The 18,698-nt window shown below is 61.5% G+C and carries 19 protein-coding genes and 4 pseudogenes; 10 read left to right on the forward strand and 13 right to left on the reverse strand.

From position 1 onward, the window contains the following. Positions 1 to 569 (forward strand): c-type cytochrome (locus BRX37_RS18380; RefSeq protein WP_125988660.1); only part of this gene is annotated, 569 nt, incomplete at its 5' end. 201 nt (positions 570 to 770) lie between these two features. Here BRX37_RS18380 and ligD read toward each other — a convergent pair. Genes ligD through ku form a run of 3 tightly spaced genes read right to left on the reverse strand, consistent with a single transcriptional unit; the run spans position 771 to position 4,641 of the window. Next, positions 771 to 3,284: a DNA ligase D gene (gene ligD / locus BRX37_RS18385; RefSeq protein WP_125988662.1), complete on the reverse strand. Its 2,514-nt coding sequence runs from the start codon at positions 3,282 to 3,284 to the stop codon at positions 771 to 773. Next, positions 3,281 to 3,757, reverse strand: coding sequence for an MgtC/SapB family protein (locus BRX37_RS18390; RefSeq protein WP_063976115.1), 477 nt, complete (start codon positions 3,755 to 3,757; stop codon positions 3,281 to 3,283). The genes ligD and BRX37_RS18390 overlap by 4 nt, the downstream gene beginning before the upstream one ends. Continuing rightward, entirely contained in the window at positions 3,757 to 4,641 is an 885-nt protein-coding gene (ku, locus tag BRX37_RS18395; protein ID WP_063976101.1) for a non-homologous end joining protein Ku, read from the reverse strand. The genes BRX37_RS18390 and ku overlap by 1 nt, the downstream gene beginning before the upstream one ends. 327 nt (positions 4,642 to 4,968) lie before the next feature. Here ku and BRX37_RS18400 point away from each other — a divergent pair, with 327 nt between their 5' ends. Further along, a complete protein-coding gene (locus tag BRX37_RS18400; RefSeq protein WP_063976100.1) occupies positions 4,969 to 5,577 on the forward strand; it encodes a flavodoxin family protein in 609 nt (202 codons plus the stop codon). A 5-nt stretch (positions 5,578 to 5,582) separates the two neighbouring features. Continuing rightward, the gene (locus BRX37_RS18405; RefSeq protein WP_125988664.1) at positions 5,583 to 6,530 is read left to right on the forward strand and encodes a cation diffusion facilitator family transporter; all 948 of its coding nucleotides are present in this window, start codon (positions 5,583 to 5,585) and stop codon (positions 6,528 to 6,530) included. On the opposite strand, the gene BRX37_RS18410 is transcribed toward BRX37_RS18405, so the two are convergent. The 4 genes and pseudogenes from BRX37_RS18410 to BRX37_RS18425 all read right to left on the reverse strand — a co-directional run bounded on the left by BRX37_RS18410 (position 6,527) and on the right by BRX37_RS18425 (position 8,763). Further along, complete coding sequence (locus tag BRX37_RS18410; RefSeq protein ID WP_063976098.1) at positions 6,527 to 7,462, reverse strand: cation efflux transmembrane domain-containing protein; 936 nt, start codon at positions 7,460 to 7,462, stop codon at positions 6,527 to 6,529. The genes BRX37_RS18405 and BRX37_RS18410 overlap by 4 nt on opposite strands. Then, the gene (locus BRX37_RS18415; RefSeq protein WP_063976114.1) at positions 7,459 to 7,905 is read right to left on the reverse strand and encodes a type 2 periplasmic-binding domain-containing protein; all 447 of its coding nucleotides are present in this window, start codon (positions 7,903 to 7,905) and stop codon (positions 7,459 to 7,461) included. The genes BRX37_RS18410 and BRX37_RS18415 overlap by 4 nt, the downstream gene beginning before the upstream one ends. A 433-nt stretch (positions 7,906 to 8,338) precedes the next feature. Then, positions 8,339 to 8,584 (reverse strand): annotated as a pseudogene (locus BRX37_RS18420) (IS3 family transposase); the annotation flags it as partial. Between the two features lie 38 nt (positions 8,585 to 8,622). Beyond that, positions 8,623 to 8,763, reverse strand: coding sequence for a hypothetical protein (locus tag BRX37_RS18425; RefSeq protein WP_202907004.1), 141 nt, complete (start codon positions 8,761 to 8,763; stop codon positions 8,623 to 8,625). A gap of 37 nt (positions 8,764 to 8,800) precedes the next feature. On the opposite strand from BRX37_RS18425, the gene BRX37_RS26805 reads away from it, so the two are divergent. Both BRX37_RS26805 and BRX37_RS18430 read left to right on the forward strand, forming a co-directional pair. Continuing rightward, positions 8,801 to 8,977 (forward strand): hypothetical protein, encoded by a 177-nt coding sequence (locus BRX37_RS26805; RefSeq protein WP_164522485.1) that lies wholly within the window; start codon positions 8,801 to 8,803, stop codon positions 8,975 to 8,977. Beyond that, positions 8,965 to 10,029: pseudogene (locus tag BRX37_RS18430) on the forward strand (helix-hairpin-helix domain-containing protein); the annotation flags it as partial. The gene BRX37_RS26805 and the pseudogene BRX37_RS18430, both read left to right, overlap by 13 nt. Before the next feature lie 24 nt (positions 10,030 to 10,053). Here BRX37_RS18430 and BRX37_RS18435 read toward each other — a convergent pair. Next, positions 10,054 to 10,254 (reverse strand): DUF5818 domain-containing protein, encoded by a 201-nt coding sequence (locus tag BRX37_RS18435; RefSeq protein ID WP_080727313.1) that lies wholly within the window; start codon positions 10,252 to 10,254, stop codon positions 10,054 to 10,056. Position 10,255: 1 nt separating this feature from the next. Continuing rightward, positions 10,256 to 10,768: pseudogene (locus BRX37_RS18440) on the reverse strand (S1/P1 nuclease); the annotation flags it as partial. On the opposite strand from BRX37_RS18440, the pseudogene BRX37_RS18445 reads away from it, so the two are divergent. Beyond that, positions 10,763 to 10,861, forward strand: a pseudogene (locus BRX37_RS18445) (2Fe-2S iron-sulfur cluster-binding protein); the annotation flags it as partial. The pseudogenes BRX37_RS18440 and BRX37_RS18445 overlap by 6 nt on opposite strands. 142 nt (positions 10,862 to 11,003) lie before the next feature. Here BRX37_RS18445 and BRX37_RS18450 read toward each other — a convergent pair. Continuing rightward, on the reverse strand, positions 11,004 to 11,381 hold the full coding sequence (locus BRX37_RS18450) for an autoinducer binding domain-containing protein (protein ID WP_230588645.1): 378 nt from the start codon (positions 11,379 to 11,381) through the stop codon (positions 11,004 to 11,006). 13 nt (positions 11,382 to 11,394) lie between these two features. After that, positions 11,395 to 12,156 (reverse strand): helix-turn-helix transcriptional regulator, encoded by a 762-nt coding sequence (locus tag BRX37_RS18455; RefSeq protein WP_063976096.1) that lies wholly within the window; start codon positions 12,154 to 12,156, stop codon positions 11,395 to 11,397. Between the two features lie 221 nt (positions 12,157 to 12,377). On the opposite strand from BRX37_RS18455, the gene BRX37_RS18460 reads away from it, so the two are divergent. Further along, positions 12,378 to 12,947 carry a hypothetical protein gene (locus tag BRX37_RS18460; protein ID WP_004212754.1) on the forward strand — a complete coding sequence of 190 codons (570 nt, stop codon included), beginning with the start codon at positions 12,378 to 12,380 and terminating at the stop codon, positions 12,945 to 12,947. A gap of 109 nt (positions 12,948 to 13,056) precedes the next feature. Here BRX37_RS18460 and BRX37_RS18465 read toward each other — a convergent pair whose 3' ends face one another. After that, positions 13,057 to 13,737, reverse strand: a complete 681-nt coding sequence (locus BRX37_RS18465; RefSeq protein WP_004212753.1) for a methyltransferase family protein — start codon at positions 13,735 to 13,737, stop codon at positions 13,057 to 13,059. Further along, positions 13,734 to 13,997: a DUF2933 domain-containing protein gene (locus BRX37_RS18470; RefSeq protein WP_004212752.1), complete on the reverse strand. Its 264-nt coding sequence runs from the start codon at positions 13,995 to 13,997 to the stop codon at positions 13,734 to 13,736. Before BRX37_RS18470 ends, BRX37_RS18465 begins: the two co-directional genes overlap by 4 nt. 252 nt (positions 13,998 to 14,249) lie before the next feature. Here BRX37_RS18470 and BRX37_RS18475 point away from each other — a divergent pair, with 252 nt between their 5' ends. Genes BRX37_RS18475 through BRX37_RS18485 form a run of 3 tightly spaced genes read left to right on the forward strand, consistent with a single transcriptional unit; the run spans position 14,250 to position 18,138 of the window. Beyond that, on the forward strand, positions 14,250 to 15,698 hold the full coding sequence (locus tag BRX37_RS18475; RefSeq protein ID WP_206434181.1) for an MBL fold metallo-hydrolase: 1,449 nt from the start codon (positions 14,250 to 14,252) through the stop codon (positions 15,696 to 15,698). Continuing rightward, positions 15,695 to 17,233 carry a thymidine phosphorylase family protein gene (locus BRX37_RS18480; protein ID WP_125988666.1) on the forward strand — a complete coding sequence of 513 codons (1,539 nt, stop codon included), beginning with the start codon at positions 15,695 to 15,697 and terminating at the stop codon, positions 17,231 to 17,233. Before BRX37_RS18475 ends, BRX37_RS18480 begins: the two co-directional genes overlap by 4 nt. Continuing rightward, positions 17,230 to 18,138: a ribose-phosphate pyrophosphokinase gene (locus BRX37_RS18485; protein ID WP_004212748.1), complete on the forward strand. Its 909-nt coding sequence runs from the start codon at positions 17,230 to 17,232 to the stop codon at positions 18,136 to 18,138. The genes BRX37_RS18480 and BRX37_RS18485 overlap by 4 nt, the downstream gene beginning before the upstream one ends. Positions 18,139 to 18,698: the final 560 nt, after the last annotated feature.

The following is an 18,698-nucleotide window of genomic DNA, read 5'->3' on the forward strand; positions in this document are numbered from 1 at the left end:
TGACGGCGGCGCAATATCAAGCACTGACTCAGGCTGGCGAGGAGCGACGCCTGCCCGGCGTTGCTCCGGCAACCTTGTCGGCATGCACAAGCTGCCATGGCGTCGATGGTCGGGGGAGGGAGCAATCCGATATTCCGGTCCTGGCTGGGCAGAGCGCGTCCTATCTGTTCGCCAGCATGCGCCAGTATGTCTCGGGGAAGCGCAGCAGTGCGGTCATGCAGACGGCGCTGGCAACGACCGGGCGCGAGGACATGACGAGGCTCGCGAGCTATTTTTCCGCGATGCCCGGGCTCAAGAATAACGCGACCTCGCCCAGTTCTCCGCGACTGGATCGTTTTGGCCAGCCCCTCCCGGCCTGCAGCAATTGTCATGCGGCTGGCAAGGCGGCGCCCATTCTTGCCGGGCAGAAGCCAGGCTATCTCGCTGCGCGCCTGCGGCTTTGGCAGCAAGATGACAATGTCATCGACGCGCGCCTGCCGCCCGATACCATGGCGATGATAGCAAGACGTATCCCGGTCGATCAGATCGATGAACTGGCGCGGACGGTGGCGCAACCTGGGTCGGACTAAGGGGGCTATCGTCCGGTCAGGCGTGCATGTTGACCCAGATGAAAGCCAGGATGGCTGCAACGATGAATGCGAAGACGAGGTAGAGAGCAAGACGACTGGTGGCCTTGCGGGCAGGACGTTCCTTGTGATGGGGCATTTTGATCCTTTCGTGCTGATCTTGTCCCATCAACGCATAGCGGGCTCCATGGTGCCTGAAGCGGCTCATAGGTCCGGTAGGGCCTGCGCAGCGAAGCCCCAGCCTTTAAGCTTGCTTGCGCGCTCCCACAACATTTCGAAATCTCCAATGTCGAAGGGATGGGCGTCCTGCAAATCGTTCAATTCGTTCCAGTCGACCGGTATGGCTACGGGCGCGCCGGCGCGCGCGCGCGCTGAGTAGGGCAGGATGGCGGTGCTGCCGCGCTGATTGCGCAGCCAGTCGATGAATATGCGATCCTTGCGCTTGGCCTTGCTCATCGTGGCAACGAAGCGATCGGGTTCTGCCGCGCTCAAGGCCTGGGCGAACCGGGCGGCGAAATCCTTATGTGCGTCCCAGTCGTGGGTGGGGCTGAGGGGGACGACGACATGGACCCCCTTCCCCCCCGACAGCATGGCGAAGGAGATCAGACCGATTTCGCGTAGATGATCGCGAATATCCTTTGCTGCTTGACTAACCTGGGCAAAATCCATGCCCTCGTCGGGATCGAGATCGAAGATCATGCGATCAGGCTTCTCGACTGCATCGGCACGGCTCGCCCAGCCGTGAAATTCAATCGTGCCCATCTGTACGCAGGCGATCAGGCCATCGGTATCGTCGACATAGAGATAGTCTTCTGAGCCGCCGTTTTTCTCGCGGATCGCGACATGGCGGACATGGTCGCCAAAGGCGCCGCTGTCATGTTTCTGGAAAAAACACTTCTTCGCGCGGCCCTGTGGGCATCGAACAAGACTGATCGGCCGGTTGGCAGCAAAAGATAGCATCAGCGGGGCGATCCGGGCGTAATAATCGGCCAACTCCCCTTTGGTCTGCCCGCTCTCCGGGAAAATCACGCGCGCGCGATTGCTGATCTTGATGACCGTGGCCGAAGGAGGCGTCGGGGCCGCTTTTTCGGGCTTGACCGTCTTTGCTAACTTGTCGCTTCGTAGCCCCAGAAAGCTGCCATGTCGCACGCGCCCTTCACCGGTGAACTCGGCAAAACTGACTTCCGCAACGAGCCGGGGTTCGACCCATTGGACGTCGCGCGCTTCACGGGCGGAAATGATGACCTGCGGCGTGCCGGTCGAAATCGGACCCATCGCCTCGGCTAGGTCGGTCATTGTGGCAGCGTCGAACCCAGTGCCGACCTTTCCCTTATAGACCAGTTCACTGCCTTCATGCTGGCCCAGTAGCAGGGACGAGAAGGCACGCCCCTTCGCCTTGCTACGGGTCCAGCCGACGATCACGAATTCCTGGCGACGGGTGCATTTGACCTTCACCCAGGCGCGTGTCCGTCCGCTGCGATAGGGCGCATCGACGCGCTTTGCGATAATGCCTTCCTGCCCGGCCTGACAAAGCGATCGGTAGAGCTTCTCGCCCGAGCCGATCAGGTGATCGGCAACGTGGATCGGTTGTTCTGCATCCGCCAATAAGGCCTCGAGCCGCTCTTTTCGCTCGATTGCGGGGAGAGACTTCAAATCCATGCCATCAAGGGAAAGAAGATCAAAAGCGAAGAAATGGAACGGCGTGTCGGCTCGCTCCGCGCCATGGCCCCGTTTCAACACCGCCTGCAGCGCCGAAAAACTCGGATTGCCGTCAGCGTCAAAGGCGATGATCTCGCCGTCGATCAACGCAGGCGGGAGGTCGAGCGCTTTTATGGCACCGGCCAGAGGACTAAATTTGTCCGTCCAGTCCAAGCCGCTACGCGTATATATTTTTATCGCTTCGCCACTGACTGCAACGAGCGCGCGATATCCGTCATATTTGATCTCGTGCATCCATTCATTGCCAACCGGTACATTGTCGACCAATGTTGCAAGCTGCGGCTTGATGAAGCGCGGCATAGCCTCCGTTCTGGCTTTCGCCCTCCCCTTCGTCTTGCCGATCCTAGCATTATGCGCGTTGGCTGCCTGCATCCTGTCCGCGAATGTCTTGCCATTTGCACCTTTCAACGATTGCGTGCCGGCGATGTCCCCGGCGATTTGCGCCATGGAGCTGTCAGTCAGAACACTTGTCAGCGCGCGCTCGACCAGATCGCCATTCCGGCGGGCCTCGCCATCATCGATCTTGCGGAGCAACCAATTCTCGCGCTTTTCGCCCGCGCGCCCCTTCATCCGCACCAACAGCCATTCCCCCTTCATCCGTTCGCCATGCAGTATGAAATGGAGATGACCATCCTCTATATTTTTCGCGCTCTTTCCCGCGATCGGTTCCCACCAACCTCGGTCCCAGAGCATCACAGTGCCGCCCCCATATTCGCCCTTGGGGATATTACCTTCGAAACTACCATAGCTCAGAGGATGATCCTCGGTGCGGACAGCAAGCCGCTTGTCATCGGGATCCAGGCTCGGCCCCTTGGTGACGGCCCAGCTCTTGAGCACGCCATCGACTTCCAGCCTGAAGTCCCAGTGCAGTCTTGTGGCGGCATGTTTCTGGACAATGAAACTGTTGCCGCCTTTCTTTGCTATCTTGCCTGCAGGTTCGCTGGTGCGATTGAAATCCCGTTTGGCATTATAGGAGGCAAGGGGATTGTTCCGGCTCATTTGCCCTGTCGCTCCTCGGACGCGAACCAGCGCCGTTCCACGAATCCGAGCAGGCTGAGCATGAGGATCGCGACGAGAGTGGCACTGGCCACCAATGGCCAGAGAGCAGCGCCGCAAGCGATTCCGATCATCGACGCCAGCCATATATGGGCTGCCGTGGTCAGATTCTTGATTTCACCTTTGCTGAATATGATGAGACCAGTCGCTATGATGCCCGAAAATGCGGCCGAAGCTTCGAATACCCGCAAGGGATCGATATTCCCCTCGCCTTGCAACTGATTGTGCAGCGCAATTGCGCAGACAGTCATGAGAGCGCTGGTGAAGCAGATGAGCCCATGGGTGCGTAGCCCCGCTGCATGGCCGCGTATCTGTCGGTCGAGCCCCAAGAGCAGGCCGAGTAGAGCAGCAATGCTCAGGCGCAGCATGACCGGCCCGTCGATAAGGTGGAGGGGGGTATCCGGATTCAGCGTCATCATGCGCTTTTGCGCTTGGTTGCAGTCGCACGTCGGTTGCCAGCGTCCGTCGCCGAACCGCTTTTCGGGCTCTTCTTCTTCGCTGTGGTACGAGCCGTTTCCCCTGCTGATTTCTTGAGCGCCGCCATCAGATCGATGACATTGCCGCCCTTGCGTGCTGGCTCCTCGTCCACCTCTTCGATTATCCGCTTCCCCTTGGCCTTTTTCTTCTTTTCGATCAGGCGATGGAGCGCATCGACGTAGCGATCGTGAAACTCTTCCGGTTTGAAGGGCGCTGTTCGTTTGTCGATAATGCTGGTAGCAAGGTCGAGCATATCGTCATCCGCCGTATCGGCAGGCAAACCTCGGAAATATGTCTGGGCCTTAGTGACTTCGTCTGCATAGCGCAGAACTTCCATGACCAGCCCCCGCCCACAGGGTTTGATCGATACCAGCTGTTCCCGACCGCGGACCGACAATTGGCCAAGCCCGACCTTCTTTGCCTTTCGCAGCGCATCCCGCAGCACGGCATAGGCCTCTTCTGCGAGGTCATCGGCGGGTATGACGAAATAGGGTTTTTCATAATACAGTACGTCGATCGCATCTGCCTCGACGAACTGGACAAGGTCGAGGGTCTTGCGGCTCTCAATCTTGACCGCTTCGATTTCCTCCTGTTCGAGCAGCACGTAATTGCCTTTAGAAAGCTCGAACCCCTTGAGGATCTCATCTCGATCGACGGGCCCCACGCCGTTCACGACCTTTTCATAGCGGATGGGTTTGCCGGTGGGCTCGTGAATCTGACGAAAGCTGACCGCCGCGCCGGATTTGGTTGCGGGGTAGACTTCGACCGGGATGGACACCAATGCCAGCTTTAACTGGCCCTGCCAATATGCGCGTGCAGCCATGTGCGACCTCCGCGATGAGAGCGTGCAATCTGCGAGTTGGTTCCGTGATCGCCCCTCCATATGAAAGCCGACTGCCCAGCTTTGCCATTTCAATGGGTTGGCATGGCAGATCGCTCATCTCCATGGCGCTACCATCTGGTCCCCGCCCCTACCAGACTTGTCGCTGGCCTCCGCGCAGACGGAAGTATCACAAAACCGGCATCGCTCAGCCAATTCTCCTTTGAGCAAAAGAACCCATTACGCGTACAGGTGTTCTTTCCGCGAAGGACGGATGGGCGCGTTCTACAATTTCCAGAGCTGACCCTAGCCCCTTAAGGAGATAGAACTATGTCGCTCAAGGCCTTGGCGCTCAACTGCACGCTTAAGGCGGACGGTAGCGAGGAGAGCTCGACCGACGCGATGATCGCCGTGCTGGCGGAAGCCTTCAGTCAATATGATGTGACAGTCAGCAAGACGGTCCGGGTTGCAGCTCTCGACATTAAGCCAGGCGTCACCTCCAACGTAGGGGATGGCGATGCCTGGCCGGGTCTGCGCGAGAAGATCCTCGCGCACGACATTCTGATCTTTGGCGGACCGATCTGGATGGGGCAGATCAGCAGCATCGCCAAACGGGTGCTGGAGCGGATGGATGCCTTTCTCTCCGAGACCGATGATGAGGGCCGGATGCCAAGCTATGGCAAGGTTGTCGTCGCGGCGATCGTGGGCAATGAGGATGGCGCTCATTTTGCCAGCGCCCAATTGTTCCAGGCATTGAACGATGTGGGCTGGACCATCCCCGCTGTTGCCGCCTGCTATTGGGTCGGCGAAGCGATGGGGGCGGTCGATTTCAAGGATCTCGACGAGACGCCGGAGAAGGTAACGAAGACGGCGAAGATGGTCGCCGGCAATGCAGCGCATCTGGCCGGCCTGCTGCGCTCCAGCCCTTATCCCGGTTGAGCCCGATGGCCGATCTGCCGCGCAGGTTCCGCGAGAATATCGTCCTCTATGGCGCCCTCTTGGCCAATGTCGGGATCGCCATCGCCAAATTCGTGGCGGCGGCGATCAGCGGCTCTTCGTCCATGCTGACCGAGGGGGTCCACTCGCTGGTCGACAGCGGCAACCAGATCCTGCTGCTCTATGGCCAGGCAAAGGCCAGGCGCCCGGCCGACGCCACCCACCCCTTCGGCTATGGCCGCGAACTCTATTTCTGGGCTTTCGTCGTCGCCATCCTGATCTTTGCCGTCTGCGCCGGCGTCTCGATCTACGAGGGCTGGCTGCACATTGCCGAGCCTGAACCGCTGCGCGATCCCACGATCAATTATGTGGTGCTGGCGGTCGCGATACTGCTTGAAGGAACGAGCTGGGCCATTGCGGTGCGCGAGTTCAACGGTAAGAGGGGATCAAGCAGCTGGTGGCAATCGATCCGCCGATCCAAGGATCCGGCCGGTTTCATTGTCCTGTTCGAGGATAGCGCAGCACTGATCGGCCTTGGCATTGCGGGCATCGGAGTCTGGGCCAGCCATCATTATGCCGACCCACGGATCGACGGTTTCGCATCGATCGCCATCGGTCTCATCCTGGCCGGGGTTGCGATTTTGCTCGCGCGCGAAGCCAAGGGGCTGCTGATCGGCGAAAGCGCCGATCCGGCGATCATTTCGGCATTATGGGCCATTTTGAACAAGCGACCACAGATCAGCGCGGTCAATCATGCCCGCACGATCCACACCGCGCCCGATGCCGTGTTCGTGGCGATCAGTGCCGATTTCGTCGATGATCTGCCGATGGGAGACGCAGAGCGCCTGATCGAGGAGATTGAGCGCGAGATGAAGGCCTGCGTGCCCGATCTGACCTCCATCTACATCCGACCGGAAAAGCAGGCTGATGCCGTGCAGCAGAAGCCACCGGTCTAGTTCCGGTCCTCGCGTTCTATGGGCGGGATGAAGCTCACCTGAGCCAGCCGCCATGCTCTGTCCTCGCCCTCTGGCCAGTAATATCGCGGATGACGGCATTGCGCGGGGGGATGCGTGTCATGGACTTCGGCCCGGATGAGGCGACCGGTCTCACGCAGGCGGATCGTACCACCGGGAAACTCCGCCTTGAGCCGATCACAGAGATTTTGCGCATCGTCCGAAAGATCCGTGCTGGAAAGCGCCCTTGGCGCACCATCGACCAGTTCGGCCGTGGACGATCGCAGCGCCTTGATCCCGTCATTGAGGACGTCGAGCGAAATGATGGCGGCCGCCACAGAGTCGGCCCACCACCAGCCAAGCCCGAGACCGATGATGCCCGCGAGCCCGGCCGCCCCGGTCAACCAGTTCGCCTTGTTCATGAGCGCATCGGTATGCAGCAGCTTGTCGTTGAGCGCCTGCGCCAGCGGCAGTTCCTTCCGGCCGATAAAGAGTGGCGGGATCAGCGAATAGATCTGGGCGGCGATCATTAGCCAGCCTAGCCAGATATCCTGGCCCAGAATGGCGATCGAGCCGACGCTTGCATGTTCCGCTGCGCCAAGCGCCATCAGCGCATTGTAGAGCAGAAGCGCGCCAACTGCCGTCAGCGCAACCGCTGCGACGAAAAATCCTAGACCGTTGACGCGCTCGAACCCGAAGGGAAAACGGCGCGAGCGATGGGCGTGGCGTTCCATATGCGCGGCGATCAGGAACATGACAGGCGGGACGAGCCCCAGCGTGTCCTCGATCCATGCGGTCTTCATCGTCTGGCTTTGACCAAGCACCAGCCCCATCGTCACGATGATCGTGAGCGTCCAGAAGATGTTCCAATATTCCAGGCGCACAGCCCGGGCCATGGGCTCACGCAGTTCGTCGGGAAGGCTCGTGTCGCTCATTCTTCGCGCGCCTCCTGCGAAATGGCGCGGCTGGCGCGCTCGACTGTCATAATCCACCGGTTCTCGCCATTGCGCATCGCCGCCTTGAGCTCGAGTGGAGCCTCTTTCGTGCCTGTCGTCGAGAGAGGAGGACCGAACGCCACTTCCATTGCCCAGGGGCTCTCTGCCGTGAAACGCCCGATCACTAGGTCAAGCTTACCGTCGTCAAGTTGCTGGAATAGTGCCTCGCCCGCCCCTGGCCGCCATTGCGCCTTCGCGCTGGTCCGCCGCTCGATTTCATGAATCAGGGTCTGGACTTGTGAAGCTTCGTGAACAGTGGGATCAGCCAGCGCAACCGTGAAAGTTCGTTCCTCTGTAATCCGCTTCGATGTGCCGGCCGGATCGCGAGGCAACATATCGCAGGCGGCGAGGAGAGCAATGACAGCAATTATCGCGCGCTTCACGGTTCGCACCTACAATCAATGCTTATTTTGAGCCTGCAGTAATAAAATGCGGCACTAAAATGAAGATTGATTACAGATGGTTTCCGGCCTGTCGCTAACTGCGTTTCGCTATGTGGGACCGGAGCCTCGCGCATGTTCGTACCAGCCTCTCCAAATGGTTTTGCCGCTTGGAATGATCCATTCGGCCTGCTCGGCAAGAAGAATCCGACATCACATTGTTCGGAATAATTAAAGGCCGATAACGTCTGACAGTGGAAAAGAACCATCTCTCGAATGAGGCTTCGCGGATTGAGAGGTTCGGCACTAGGCGCCCCATTCAAGACGCATAGAGCCAGAGTACAACTGCTCAGGCGCAGACCTTTCATTTTTCGGCAGCTCGCGAGCAAATCGCGCCGTTCTAGCGCAACGTTGGCAATTCCGGACCAGCTCAGCAGGTCTCGCCCTGATCCAGCAGGTCGTCGTGCAGCTTGCGGTAGCCATAGACTTTGCCGCTGTCGTTCCAGGCTTGCCGGATCAACTCTGTCTGCCGAGCATCTTCCTGGGCCCGCGTGCTCAGTGGGCTCTTCTGCCAAGCATAGAAACCGCTGGGCTGGATGCGCAGACACCGACACATCGATCGAACCCCGAACTGGTCACGATGCTCGGCGACAAATGCGTATCTCACTTTGCATCCCTGGCGGAACGAAGTGACCGCAGGTCAAATACGCGGTGGCTTTCCTAAGAAACAGCTGTCTCGGGCTCCGACGGCAGTTCCTGGAGCGAGAAGCCGAAGGCCTTGGCGCGCTGTTGCAAATTGCCGATGACCCGGCTGCGATACCGCTCTTCGTACTGCGATGCGCCTGGATCGTGATAGGCCATGCCATACCGTAGACTATTGTAGAACAGCACAGCTATCTTGCGGGCCGTCGCCGTCTTCACCCGCTATCTGGGCGACGTGACGCCGCTCCGCCGCAGCGTCGAGATTGCGCGGGCCTGCCGCTTCGACCTTGGTCAGCTGACCTATACCTATCCCGACGAGATCGGGGAAAGCGGCCTTACCCCGCAGCAGGAGCTCGAGCGTCTGCGCTCCTAAACGCCCAGCCCATGGGCTTTTATGCGCCCGCCCAGATCGTGCGGGATGCGCGCCAGCATGGGGTCGAGGTCCGCCCGATCGACGTCAATCACAGCCGCTGGGAATGCACGCTCGAGCGAACCTGGGGCCGCTATCATGCGGTGCGGATCGGACTGCGCTATGTGCGCGAGCTCAAAAATGCAGATGGCGCCGCGATTGTCTTGGCACGGGGCAATGAACCCTATGCCAGTGTCGAGGAAATCCAGCGCCGCGCCGGCGTCAGCGGCCGCGCGCTCGACCGGATCGGCCATGCCGGTGGCTTTGGATCGCTGGCGCTCTCGCGCCGCGCCGGCCTCTGGGAAGTGAAGGGTCTTGGCGAAGAAGCCTTGCCGCTCTTTGCCGCTGCGGACGCGCGGGCCGGCAAGCTGCAGCCTGAAGCCATCGAGCCGGAGGTGGCGCTACCGCAAATGGGCGAAGGCGAGGAAGTGGTGGAGGATTATCGCGCGATCGGGCTCTCGCTGCGCGCCCATCCGCTCGCCTTCCTGCGCGACGAACTGGCGCGCCGGAAGATGGTGACCTGCGCCGCGCTCAAGGATATTCGCGACGGGCGATGGGTCAATCTCGCCGGCCTCGTTCTCCTGCGGCAGAAGCCCGGCTCCGCCAAGGGCACCATGTTCATCACGCTTGAGGATGAGACCGATGTCGCCAATCTCGTCGTCTGGCCCAATCTCTTCGAGAAGCATCGGCGCGTGGTGCTGGGCGCCTCGATGATGGGTGTGCGCGGTCAGGTCCAGAAGGAGGGCGATGTGATCCATCTCATCGCCCAGCGGCTCGACGACCTCTCGCCCCTCCTTGCCAGCGTAGGGCAGCGGGCGGATGTCGCCAGCATCTATCAGGTCAGCCGCGCCGATATCGTCAGAAGCGCCATGGCCCCCGATCCGCGCGATGCGGCGAACAGGCCGCTCGGGCGCGGCCCCCGCGATCTTTACGATCCCGACCTGCGCCTGGGCTCGGGCATCATTCCGGGCCAGCCGACAGAGGGCATCAAGGTCAAGACACGAGATTTTCGCTGAGAGGCGGCGCCTCCCCGATAATGCTCAGGTGGGTTCGATCCGCTCGACATCGAGCATGTCGAAATCAGACCTTGTCCCTACGACCCGGACTCGTCGACCAAGAAGATGGCGGCAGGATCTGGTGCAATCGAGCCGCCATTCCCCGCCATCGGCGACACGCAGCACGGGGTAAGGACCATCGCCAAGCAGCATGCCGACAAGTTCGTGCCGCGTGCCGCGTGGCATGTCATTTGCGCCTTGCAGGCTTGCGCGGGGATCGGGCCTCGACCCCGTTCTGGTCCTGAGAATTTTCGAACACCCAGTTGAGATAGACGGCGATACGGATGCCGCCGCGCTTCAGCCGATCATCAAGCTCGAGACGGTGCTGATAGGCATAGTCCCAGGACAGATTCGTGTCGGTGGGATAGATGGTCTTGCGCAGCGCGATGCTTTCGCGGATCCAGGTGCCCGGATCGCGATTATTCCAGGCTATGACCTGCTCGGGCGTGATCGCGCGCGCCAGCCAGTCGGCAAGTTCGGAATAGGATAAGGATCGCTGCTCGATCATAGCGCTGTCCCAGACCGAATGGAGATTGGTCGAGCGGCCGAACCAGCTCACCTTCATGTCGTTGCCGCCCCGGTCATTGCCGCCACCGGCATGAAGCGGCTGGTGAAGATCGCCGATGATATGGACGACGAAGCGCAGGGCAAGGCGCTTGTCGTCGATCGACGCCGCGGGATTGCGAAGGGTCACGAGGTACGCGAGCGGATGAGCGGCAATCTGTGCCGCTGCGGCGCGCATAATGGCATTGTTGACGCAATCCTGGAGACTTTTGCGGAGGTCGCCCAATGACCCCCTTTACCTATCATCGCGCCACCACGGCCGACGAGGCGCTTCGACAGGCCGGCGGCGGGGTCGCCAGTAATGTTGGGATTGCCAATGTCCGAACGGCAGACTTCGGCTCGTCGCCTAGGATGTTCTCAGTATTTCCAGCTTAGCGTTGTCTGGCGAACAAATCTTGAGGTGAGGCCTCGTAGGCTTCTGCCAGGATCGAGCGATCGGCGGCCGTCAGAGAGATGATCGACTGAACCGCCGACCAGGCAAAGCCCACATTGGTGCGATGGCTGGCGCGGTGGATCGGGTCGCTCGCATAGAGGCGTCTCGCCTGGAAGCGCTCCACCCAGTCTTGCGGATAGTCGACGATGTGGACCGAGCGAACCGCAGGCTTCAGGTCGACATGATGGACCAGGGCATAGTGCCGAAAGCCCATGGCCTTCGTGATTTCGGCCATCAGGTCAGACAAGGCCGTAGCGTCCTTGATCGCGCCAGCGACAGCGCAGAAATCCTGAACTTGCCCAAGCCCGATCATCATATGGCCGGCGAGATCAGAGCAGCGCTTCCATGTTGAGATGACCATCGCGAACCGCGCGCAGCACCAGCTGCGTGCGTCGTCGCACGCCATAACGCCTGCGGGCCGATTCAACATATTCGTGCACGGTGTCGCGGCTGAGGCCGAGGATCTGGCCGATCTCCCAGTCGCTTTTGCCTTGCGCGACGAGCGCGATGCATTCGACCTGGCGAGGGCTGAGAGGGACGCAGGCCAATGGCCCTGCCCTTTCGCCAAGCAGCTCGCGCGCCCGATCATAAGCGACCGAGCCGAGCAGACGGGCGGTCAGAACCTCCTCTGCGCTGAGCGGCTCGTCGCGCGATCGGGCGGCGGTAAAGATCGCCTCGGGTTCCCCCGGGGTCCGGATTGGCAAACTGTAGCCGGACGCAAGGTCATGGTCCCTGGCGCGGTCGAGGATGCTTCGCTGGCGCGGCGTGAGCTCCAGTACGTCGCCGATCCGGTCCCAGGCGAGCCCTGACGGGGTGCGAGCGCAGGCCGCATGGATCGGATCTTCGAGATAATGGCGTTCTTCGAGAACTTCCTCGAGCCAGGCCGATGGATAGGTTGTGAGGAACAGGCTTTGCTCGCCTCCGCGCCGAAGGTCGATATTGTGAAGCAGCGTGAACCAGCGGAAGCCAAGATCGCGCACGGCGGCATCGATCGTGCCATGTAAATCGCCAAGGGTTTCAGCACGCTGACAGTCCTCCGCAAAGCGCGTGAGATCATCAAGGCGGCCGCAGTCTTTTATCCTGTTCGCCATAGGCGACGGAAGCTCGTCCGCGAGGAGACGGCTCGTCCAGACCTAAGCGGCGAGCGCCATGATTATCAAAATGAGTTGAGAACGATTCGCAACAATCTACGATTAGAATGGATCGCCTATGACACTTTATCCGCCGGCAAAGTGTCATAGCTGACAACCCGTCTGCGGCCGCCGATTTGGGATTCACATTGATCCTGCTTTGTGCTTGATTCCATCATGTTATGTTTCATGCAGGCAAGCCTCTTGAACCCTCCATTGGCTGTGATGTCGCGGCCGTGCTCGAGACGCTGGCGACCGTATCGAGCCGGCCCCGTTATGCCTTCATGCTGCTCAACCTGATCGCCCAGGTGGCGGGGCCAGATGGAAGCGCCGGTCCCTGGGTCAGGCGGAACGATGGGCTCGTTTCCCTGCGCGATTGGCTATGCGACGCATTGACCCCGATGGCCCAGCGTGGTCCGCGCAGCATTACGCTGGCCGAGCGGGTCGAGAGCGACCTCGCTAGAAACGGACTGCTCCCCGGCGATCTGGAGAAAAGGCGCGGCGTGATCGCGGAGGAAATGCGGGCACGCATTCGCACAGCCGGCAAGAGTAATCTCAGTCGCGCCGTTTCCGAACTGGTGAATGCAGGCCTGCTCCGCCGACATTATCAGGGCTATCGCGTCGACCATCGGAACCGTGGCGGCCAGCGCCACGCCGTCTATACCTTGATCGGCGATGCTCTGCGTCTAGTGCCGGGCATCAGCTCCACACCGAATCTGCCCGTGCAAGGCGAACTTGCCCTCCCAAGATGATTGCGCAGTCGAACCGGGGTTGCTGCAGTAGTGTGCTGTGAGGTCGGGTAACGATGTCCGAATAATAAGGCCAGTCAGAACGTCAGCATTGACCTTGCCGGCAATTACATCAGCCATTCCCGTCAAAGGATCGCCATGGCCTTCTTCGACGCGAATGGATTGTCAGATTCGGAATGAAGCCGGGCACGCGAGCCATATAATCGCGGTAAACCTCGCCGAAGCTGGCTAGCGCCTCCTTTTCCTCATGCCGAGCCAGCCGAATATACATCACGACGAGCACCGGAAACATAGCAAGGGTCAAAAGGGTCGGCCATTGTAGCAAAAAGCCGAGCATGACGAGAATGAAGCCGACATATTGCGGGTGCCGGATCCGGGCATAAATCCCAGTAAGGGCCAATTGGTGTTTGCGCTGACTCAAGTGAAGGGCCGTCCATGCAACCGAGATCAGCCAGTAACCCACGCCGATCAGCACAAAGCTGGCGATGTGGAATGGACCGTAATGGGGATTAACTCGCCAGCCGAACATCATCTCCAGGAGATGTCCAGCATCGTGGCTCCACCAGTCGACAGCGGGGAAATACGACTGGAGCCACCCCGAAAGCACGAAGATCGTGAGCGGGAAGCCATACATTTCCGCGAAGAGCGCTATGATGAAAGCGCTGAACGCCCCCAAACTGCGCCAGTCTCGTTTAGTTGCCGGCTTGAAGAAGCTGAACGCAAAGAGGATGAAAACGGCGGCGTTAACCAGCGCGAGCCCCCACAGACCATAGCCATAGTCGGCGTGCGTCATCGCGACTCTCCTTCGATGCGGCCGTTGGGATTGGCCGGTAAGCCGGCGGGTGCCTGACCGGGCTCATGGCCATGCTGATGCCCACCATGGCCGCGGTGCATGAACAGGTGCATGAGCGGGCAGGCGAGCAGGATGAGATAGGGCAGCACACCCAGGAAGTGCGCGGTATACTCGGTGAGGAGGAAGAAGCTAGCGACGAGCAGGAAGCCGATCAGAACGATCTTGCCGCGCTTGCGCATGCGATGGTCATGTTCGCCCATATGCCGTCCTCTTCTGGTCAACGTCCGGGCAGCATAGGCTCGAGTCCAAGGAGCAAGGTATAAGTAGAGACCGAAGTCCCCCGGGCATCGCGCAGGCATGGGTAAGGCGATCGATGGGATCGGCCATCGGCGTTCGGGCGACGCAGCTGTCGGGGAGCAGCAGTCGTGCTGCGGATTTTGCGTATAGGCGTGCGGCGTCCGCGAACCAATGCTGCGCTCACGAACATAATCGTGAGAGGCAGGCCCGCGTCCATGCAAAAGAGAAAGAAACGGCACCATTCCCGCGTGACCATCTTCGAGCGTGAAGCAAGGATCGATCTGGCCAAGCGCCCGGCCGATGGTCTCGGCGTTGCCTTTCTCGGCGCATCGGGAACGGTCACAGGGTCGCGTTATCTGGTGGACGATGGTGAAACTCAGATCGTGGTCGATTCCGGCCTGTTTCAGGGACCCAGGGATCTGCGCCGCCTTAATTGGGTATCGATCCCACCCGAAGTCGCGGATGTCGGCCAGGTGCTGCTGACCCACGCCCATCTCGATCACTCGGGCGCACTACCGCGCATGGCGCGCCTGGGCTGGGACGGGACCGTCCTTGCCACGCGGGCGACCGCGGCCCTGTGCGAGCTCCTTCTTCCCGACAGCGGCCATCTGCAGGAAAAGGATGCGGAGTTCGCCAACCAGCACGGCTTCTCCAGGCACCAGCCGGCGCTGCCCCTCTACACCCAGGCCGACGCGCGTCTGGCATTGCAGCTCTTCCGCCCGATCGAGTTCGGAGCGTGGCATGCAGTCACGGACGGCATCAGGGTGCGCTACCATCGCGCCGGCCACATCCTCGGCGCGGCGTCGATCGAGATCGACTGGAAGGGGCGGACAATCCTCTTCTCAGGCGACATCGGCCGTTACGGCGATGCGGTTATGAAGGATCCCGAGCCGCCCGCGCGCGCCGACTATATCCTAGTGGAATCGACCTATGGCGATCGGCGCCACGAGCAGGTCGATCCGACAAAGACGCTTGGAGATCATGTCGAACGATGCGTCGAGAGAGGCGGGACGGTGGTGATTCCGGCCTTCGCCGTGGGACGGGTTCAGTCGCTTCTCTATCATTTCTCGCGTCTGCGCGCGCAGGGACGCCTCCGCGACATCCCGATCTTCCTCGACAGCCCGATGGCGATCAACGCGAGCGGGCTGATGTGCGATTTCATGGACGAGCATCGCCTGGCCCGCGCCGAGTGCGAAGCGGCGTGCAGCGTCGCGCACTATGTGCGCGAAGTGGAGGAATCCAAGGAACTCACCGCCAACCCCGCTCCCAAGGTCATCATCTCGGCCAGTGGAATGGCAACGGGCGGCCGCGTGCTCCACCATCTCAAGCGCTTCGCGCCGGATGGGAAGAACCTCATCCTCTTCTCAGGCTTCCAGGCGGCGGGCACCCGCGGCGCCGCCATGATCGGGGGCGCCCGGACGATCAAGATCCACGGCGAGTATATCCCGGTCGAAGCCGATGTCGCCAACCTGACGATGCTTTCGGCGCATGCCGACAGCGACGAGCTCATGCGCTGGCTCGGGTCGCTGCAAGAGCCCCCGCGCCATGTCTATGTCACGCATGGCGAGCCGACCGGCGCCCAGGTCCTGGCGAAGCGTGTCTCGGAGGATCTGGGCTGGGCATGCAGCGTACCGGCGCTGGGTAGCTGGGGCATGCTCGCGTGAAGCCCGGGATCATCGAGGACGCCGAAGTAGAGCCTGTCGCGACGACGCTGCGGGCACACCGCCTCGGCCTGTCGGCTGCCGGAGGTGATCTGATCGCGGTCATGCGCCAAGACTGTCCCGTCTGCCGCTCGGAAGGTCTCGCGTCGCGCGCGCAGGTCGCGCTGCACGCCGGCGGGCGGGAAATCGTCGTCTCGCTGCTGCACAGTTCCGCGGAGGCTCCAGCGCCCGGCGAGATCGGCCTGTCCGAATCCGCATGGCGGCGGCTCGGCGTCAGCGAGGGCGATCCGGTCGAGATCGCGCACGCCCAGCCTCTCGCCTCGCTCGCCGAAGTGCGTCGGCGCATCTATGGCAATCGTCTCAGTGAAGGGGCTTTTTCAGCGATCATGACCGACATCGCCGAGCGACGCTATAGCGATGTCCATCTCTCGGCGTTCATCACGGCATGCTCAGCGGTCCCGCTCGATACGGACGAAACGATCAGCCTGACCAGGGCGATGGTCGATGTCGGCGAGCGATTGCAGTGGTCCGGAGCGGTCATCGTCGACAAGCATAGCGTCGGTGGATTGCCGGGCAATCGCACCACGCCGATCATCGTCTCGATCATGGCCGCGGAGGGCCTGATCATGCCCAAGACATCGTCGCGGGCGATCACCTCGCCGGCCGGCACGGCGGACACGATGGAGGTGCTTGCACCTGTCGACCTCGACGTTTCCGCCATCCGCAAGGTGGTCGAGCGCGAAGGCGGCTGCATCGCCTGGGGCGGCGCCGTCAATCTCAGCCCGGCCGACGATGTGATCATCGGCGTTGAACGAGTGCTCGATATCGATGCCGTAGGGCAGATGGTCGCCTCGGTGCTGTCCAAGAAAATCGCGGCCGGTGCGACCCATCTGGTCATCGATATCCCGGTCGGGCCGACCGCCAAGGTACGCGGAACCGATGCCGCCGATACGCTGGAGCGCGCGCTGAGCTCGGTCGCCCAAGCCTTCGGGCTTCGCACGCGCGTGATGCGCGGCCCCGGCGCGGAGCCGATCGGACGGGGCATCGGCCCGGCGCTCGAGGCGCAGGATATCCTTGCCGTCCTCCAGGGGCAGCCGGGCGCCGAGGATCTCGCCCACCGGGCCTGCGAGCTGGCGGGAGGACTGCTTGAGCTCGCTGACGCGGCCCCGGCCGGCGAAGGCTATGCGCGTGCGCGGGCGTGTCTCGAAAGCGGCGGGGCCTGGGCCAAGTTCCAACGTATCTGCGAAGCGCAGGGCGGCATGCGGGCTCCACCGGTCGCCCGGTTGCAGCAGGATATGATCGCTCCCTATAGCGGCCGCCTGGTGAGTATCGACAATCGCAAGCTCGCGACGGTCGCGAAGCTCGCCGGCGCGCCGGTGGCCAAGGCCGCTGGCGTCGCACTGCAGTGTCGGCTGAACCAGATGGTGGATGCCGGGGCTCCCTTGTGTAGCATTCATGCCGAGAGCCCGGGCGAGCTCGACTATGCGGCGGCCTATGCCGTGAGCGACGGGCCGATCTTCGGGATTGAAGCGCTATGAACCGTCCCGTCCTGTTCGCGCTGCCTGGCAGCGAGGCCCTGGCACAGCCGCTATCCGCCGCGCTCGATGCAGAGGTCGGCACGATCGAGCATCGTCAATTTCCTGACGGGGAAACCTATCTCAGGGTCGGAAACGACGTCAGCGACCGCGAGGTCATCCTGCTGTCCAGTCTCGATCATCCGGACGCCAAGCTGTTGCCGCTGCTGTTCGCAGCCGACACCGCGCGCGATCTTGGCGCTCGCAGGATCGGGCTCGTCGCCCCTTACCTCGCTTACATGCGCCAGGACATACGCTTCCATGCCGGCGAGGCGGTGACGTCGCGAACCTTTGCTGCGATCCTGTCTCGCCATCTCGACTGGCTGGTGACGGTCGATCCGCATCTCCATCGCTACCATGAATTGTCGGAAATCTACCGCATCCCAACCCAGGTTGTTCATGCCGCGCCGTTTTTGGCCTCGTGGATCAAGCGCAATGTCGCTCGCCCGCTGATCATCGGTCCGGACCTGGAAAGCGAACAGTGGGTCTCGCAGGTGGCGGCCGATGCCGATGCTCCGTTTCTCGTGTGCGAGAAAATCCGATCCGGCGACCGTCACGTCACCATCTCGATTCCGAATGCCCCAGCGTTTCTCGATCGCCAGCCGGTGCTGGTCGACGATATCGCCTCATCCGGTCGGACCCTCACCGAGGCGGCGCGCCAACTGGTCGGCATGGGGTTCGCGCGACCGGATTGCGTGGTCGTGCATCCGCTTTTTGCCGGCGATGCAGCGCAGGTTCTGGGTGGGCTTGTCGAAAGGATCGTCAGCACGAACGCGGTTGCACATGCGTCGAATGATATAGACGTCATGCCAGCGATCGCGGAGGCCGTTCGCCACCGGATTGAATGGCGTGCTGCGCGTCAGTTCTAAGACGGAAATGAACGCCCGGCAAACGCTGTGCGCGTCCTCATCCATTGACCCTAAACGAGTCCGAACCAATCTCCTGAGATCTCCCTTTCGGAGAAAATCGCGGCAGGGAAGGAGGATATGTCGTGTCGCACACACGCTCGTTCATCGATCCCCTCGACGTTGCTGGGCACCTGAAGCTTGAGCCCGAAGTAAAGCGCGCCACCCTGCTATCCTGGGCGTCCGATCGCGCAGCCGTCAAGGGCCAACCCGCCCCCCTCGCCCGCCGGGCGCCAGTAACCCGCTGCCGGTCGACGATGTGATGGAAGCGTAGCGATGGCTCGATCGCGCCGAGGGCGGCGCGGGCAACTCGCATGCATCGTCCGGAGCAGAGACCCGGCAATGAGCCGCAGCGACCGCGGCATTGGTGTGAGCGGAGTAGCCGAACCCTCACAGTTTCGCTGTCCTTCGCCGTTTTGCCTCGCCAAATTTTTACTCTTGACCTGGGACCATAGTCCAACGTGCAGAGAAGTATCCCTTGAAGCGCTGCCCTCGCGGCACTGCGTATTGATCGATCTCGGGGG

This window comes from Sphingomonas sp. S-NIH.Pt3_0716 (assembly GCF_003950715.1).
GTDB lineage: Bacteria > Pseudomonadota > Alphaproteobacteria > Sphingomonadales > Sphingomonadaceae > Sphingobium > Sphingobium yanoikuyae_A.

Coding starts and splice junctions, on each gene's coding strand:
- ligD (WP_125988662.1), bottom strand. CDS start 3,284: ATGAGCCGGAACAATCCCCTTGCCTCCTATAATGCCAAACGGGATTTC.
- BRX37_RS18390 (WP_063976115.1), bottom strand. CDS start 3,757: ATGACGCTGAATCCGGATACCCCCCTCCACCTTATCGACGGGCCGGTC.
- ku (WP_063976101.1), bottom strand. CDS start 4,641: ATGGCTGCACGCGCATATTGGCAGGGCCAGTTAAAGCTGGCATTGGTG.
- BRX37_RS18400 (WP_063976100.1), top strand. CDS start 4,969: ATGTCGCTCAAGGCCTTGGCGCTCAACTGCACGCTTAAGGCGGACGGT.
- BRX37_RS18405 (WP_125988664.1), top strand. CDS start 5,583: ATGGCCGATCTGCCGCGCAGGTTCCGCGAGAATATCGTCCTCTATGGC.
- BRX37_RS18410 (WP_063976098.1), bottom strand. CDS start 7,462: ATGAGCGACACGAGCCTTCCCGACGAACTGCGTGAGCCCATGGCCCGG.
- BRX37_RS18425 (WP_202907004.1), bottom strand. CDS start 8,763: ATGGCCTATCACGATCCAGGCGCATCGCAGTACGAAGAGCGGTATCGC.
- BRX37_RS18435 (WP_080727313.1), bottom strand. CDS start 10,254: ATGCCACGCGGCACGCGGCACGAACTTGTCGGCATGCTGCTTGGCGAT.
- BRX37_RS18450 (WP_230588645.1), bottom strand. CDS start 11,381: ATGATGATCGGGCTTGGGCAAGTTCAGGATTTCTGCGCTGTCGCTGGC.
- BRX37_RS18455 (WP_063976096.1), bottom strand. CDS start 12,156: ATGGCGAACAGGATAAAAGACTGCGGCCGCCTTGATGATCTCACGCGC.
- BRX37_RS18460 (WP_004212754.1), top strand. CDS start 12,378: ATGTTTCATGCAGGCAAGCCTCTTGAACCCTCCATTGGCTGTGATGTC.
- BRX37_RS18465 (WP_004212753.1), bottom strand. CDS start 13,737: ATGACGCACGCCGACTATGGCTATGGTCTGTGGGGGCTCGCGCTGGTT.
- BRX37_RS18470 (WP_004212752.1), bottom strand. CDS start 13,997: ATGGGCGAACATGACCATCGCATGCGCAAGCGCGGCAAGATCGTTCTG.
- BRX37_RS18475 (WP_206434181.1), top strand. CDS start 14,250: ATGCAAAAGAGAAAGAAACGGCACCATTCCCGCGTGACCATCTTCGAG.
- BRX37_RS18485 (WP_004212748.1), top strand. CDS start 17,230: ATGAACCGTCCCGTCCTGTTCGCGCTGCCTGGCAGCGAGGCCCTGGCA.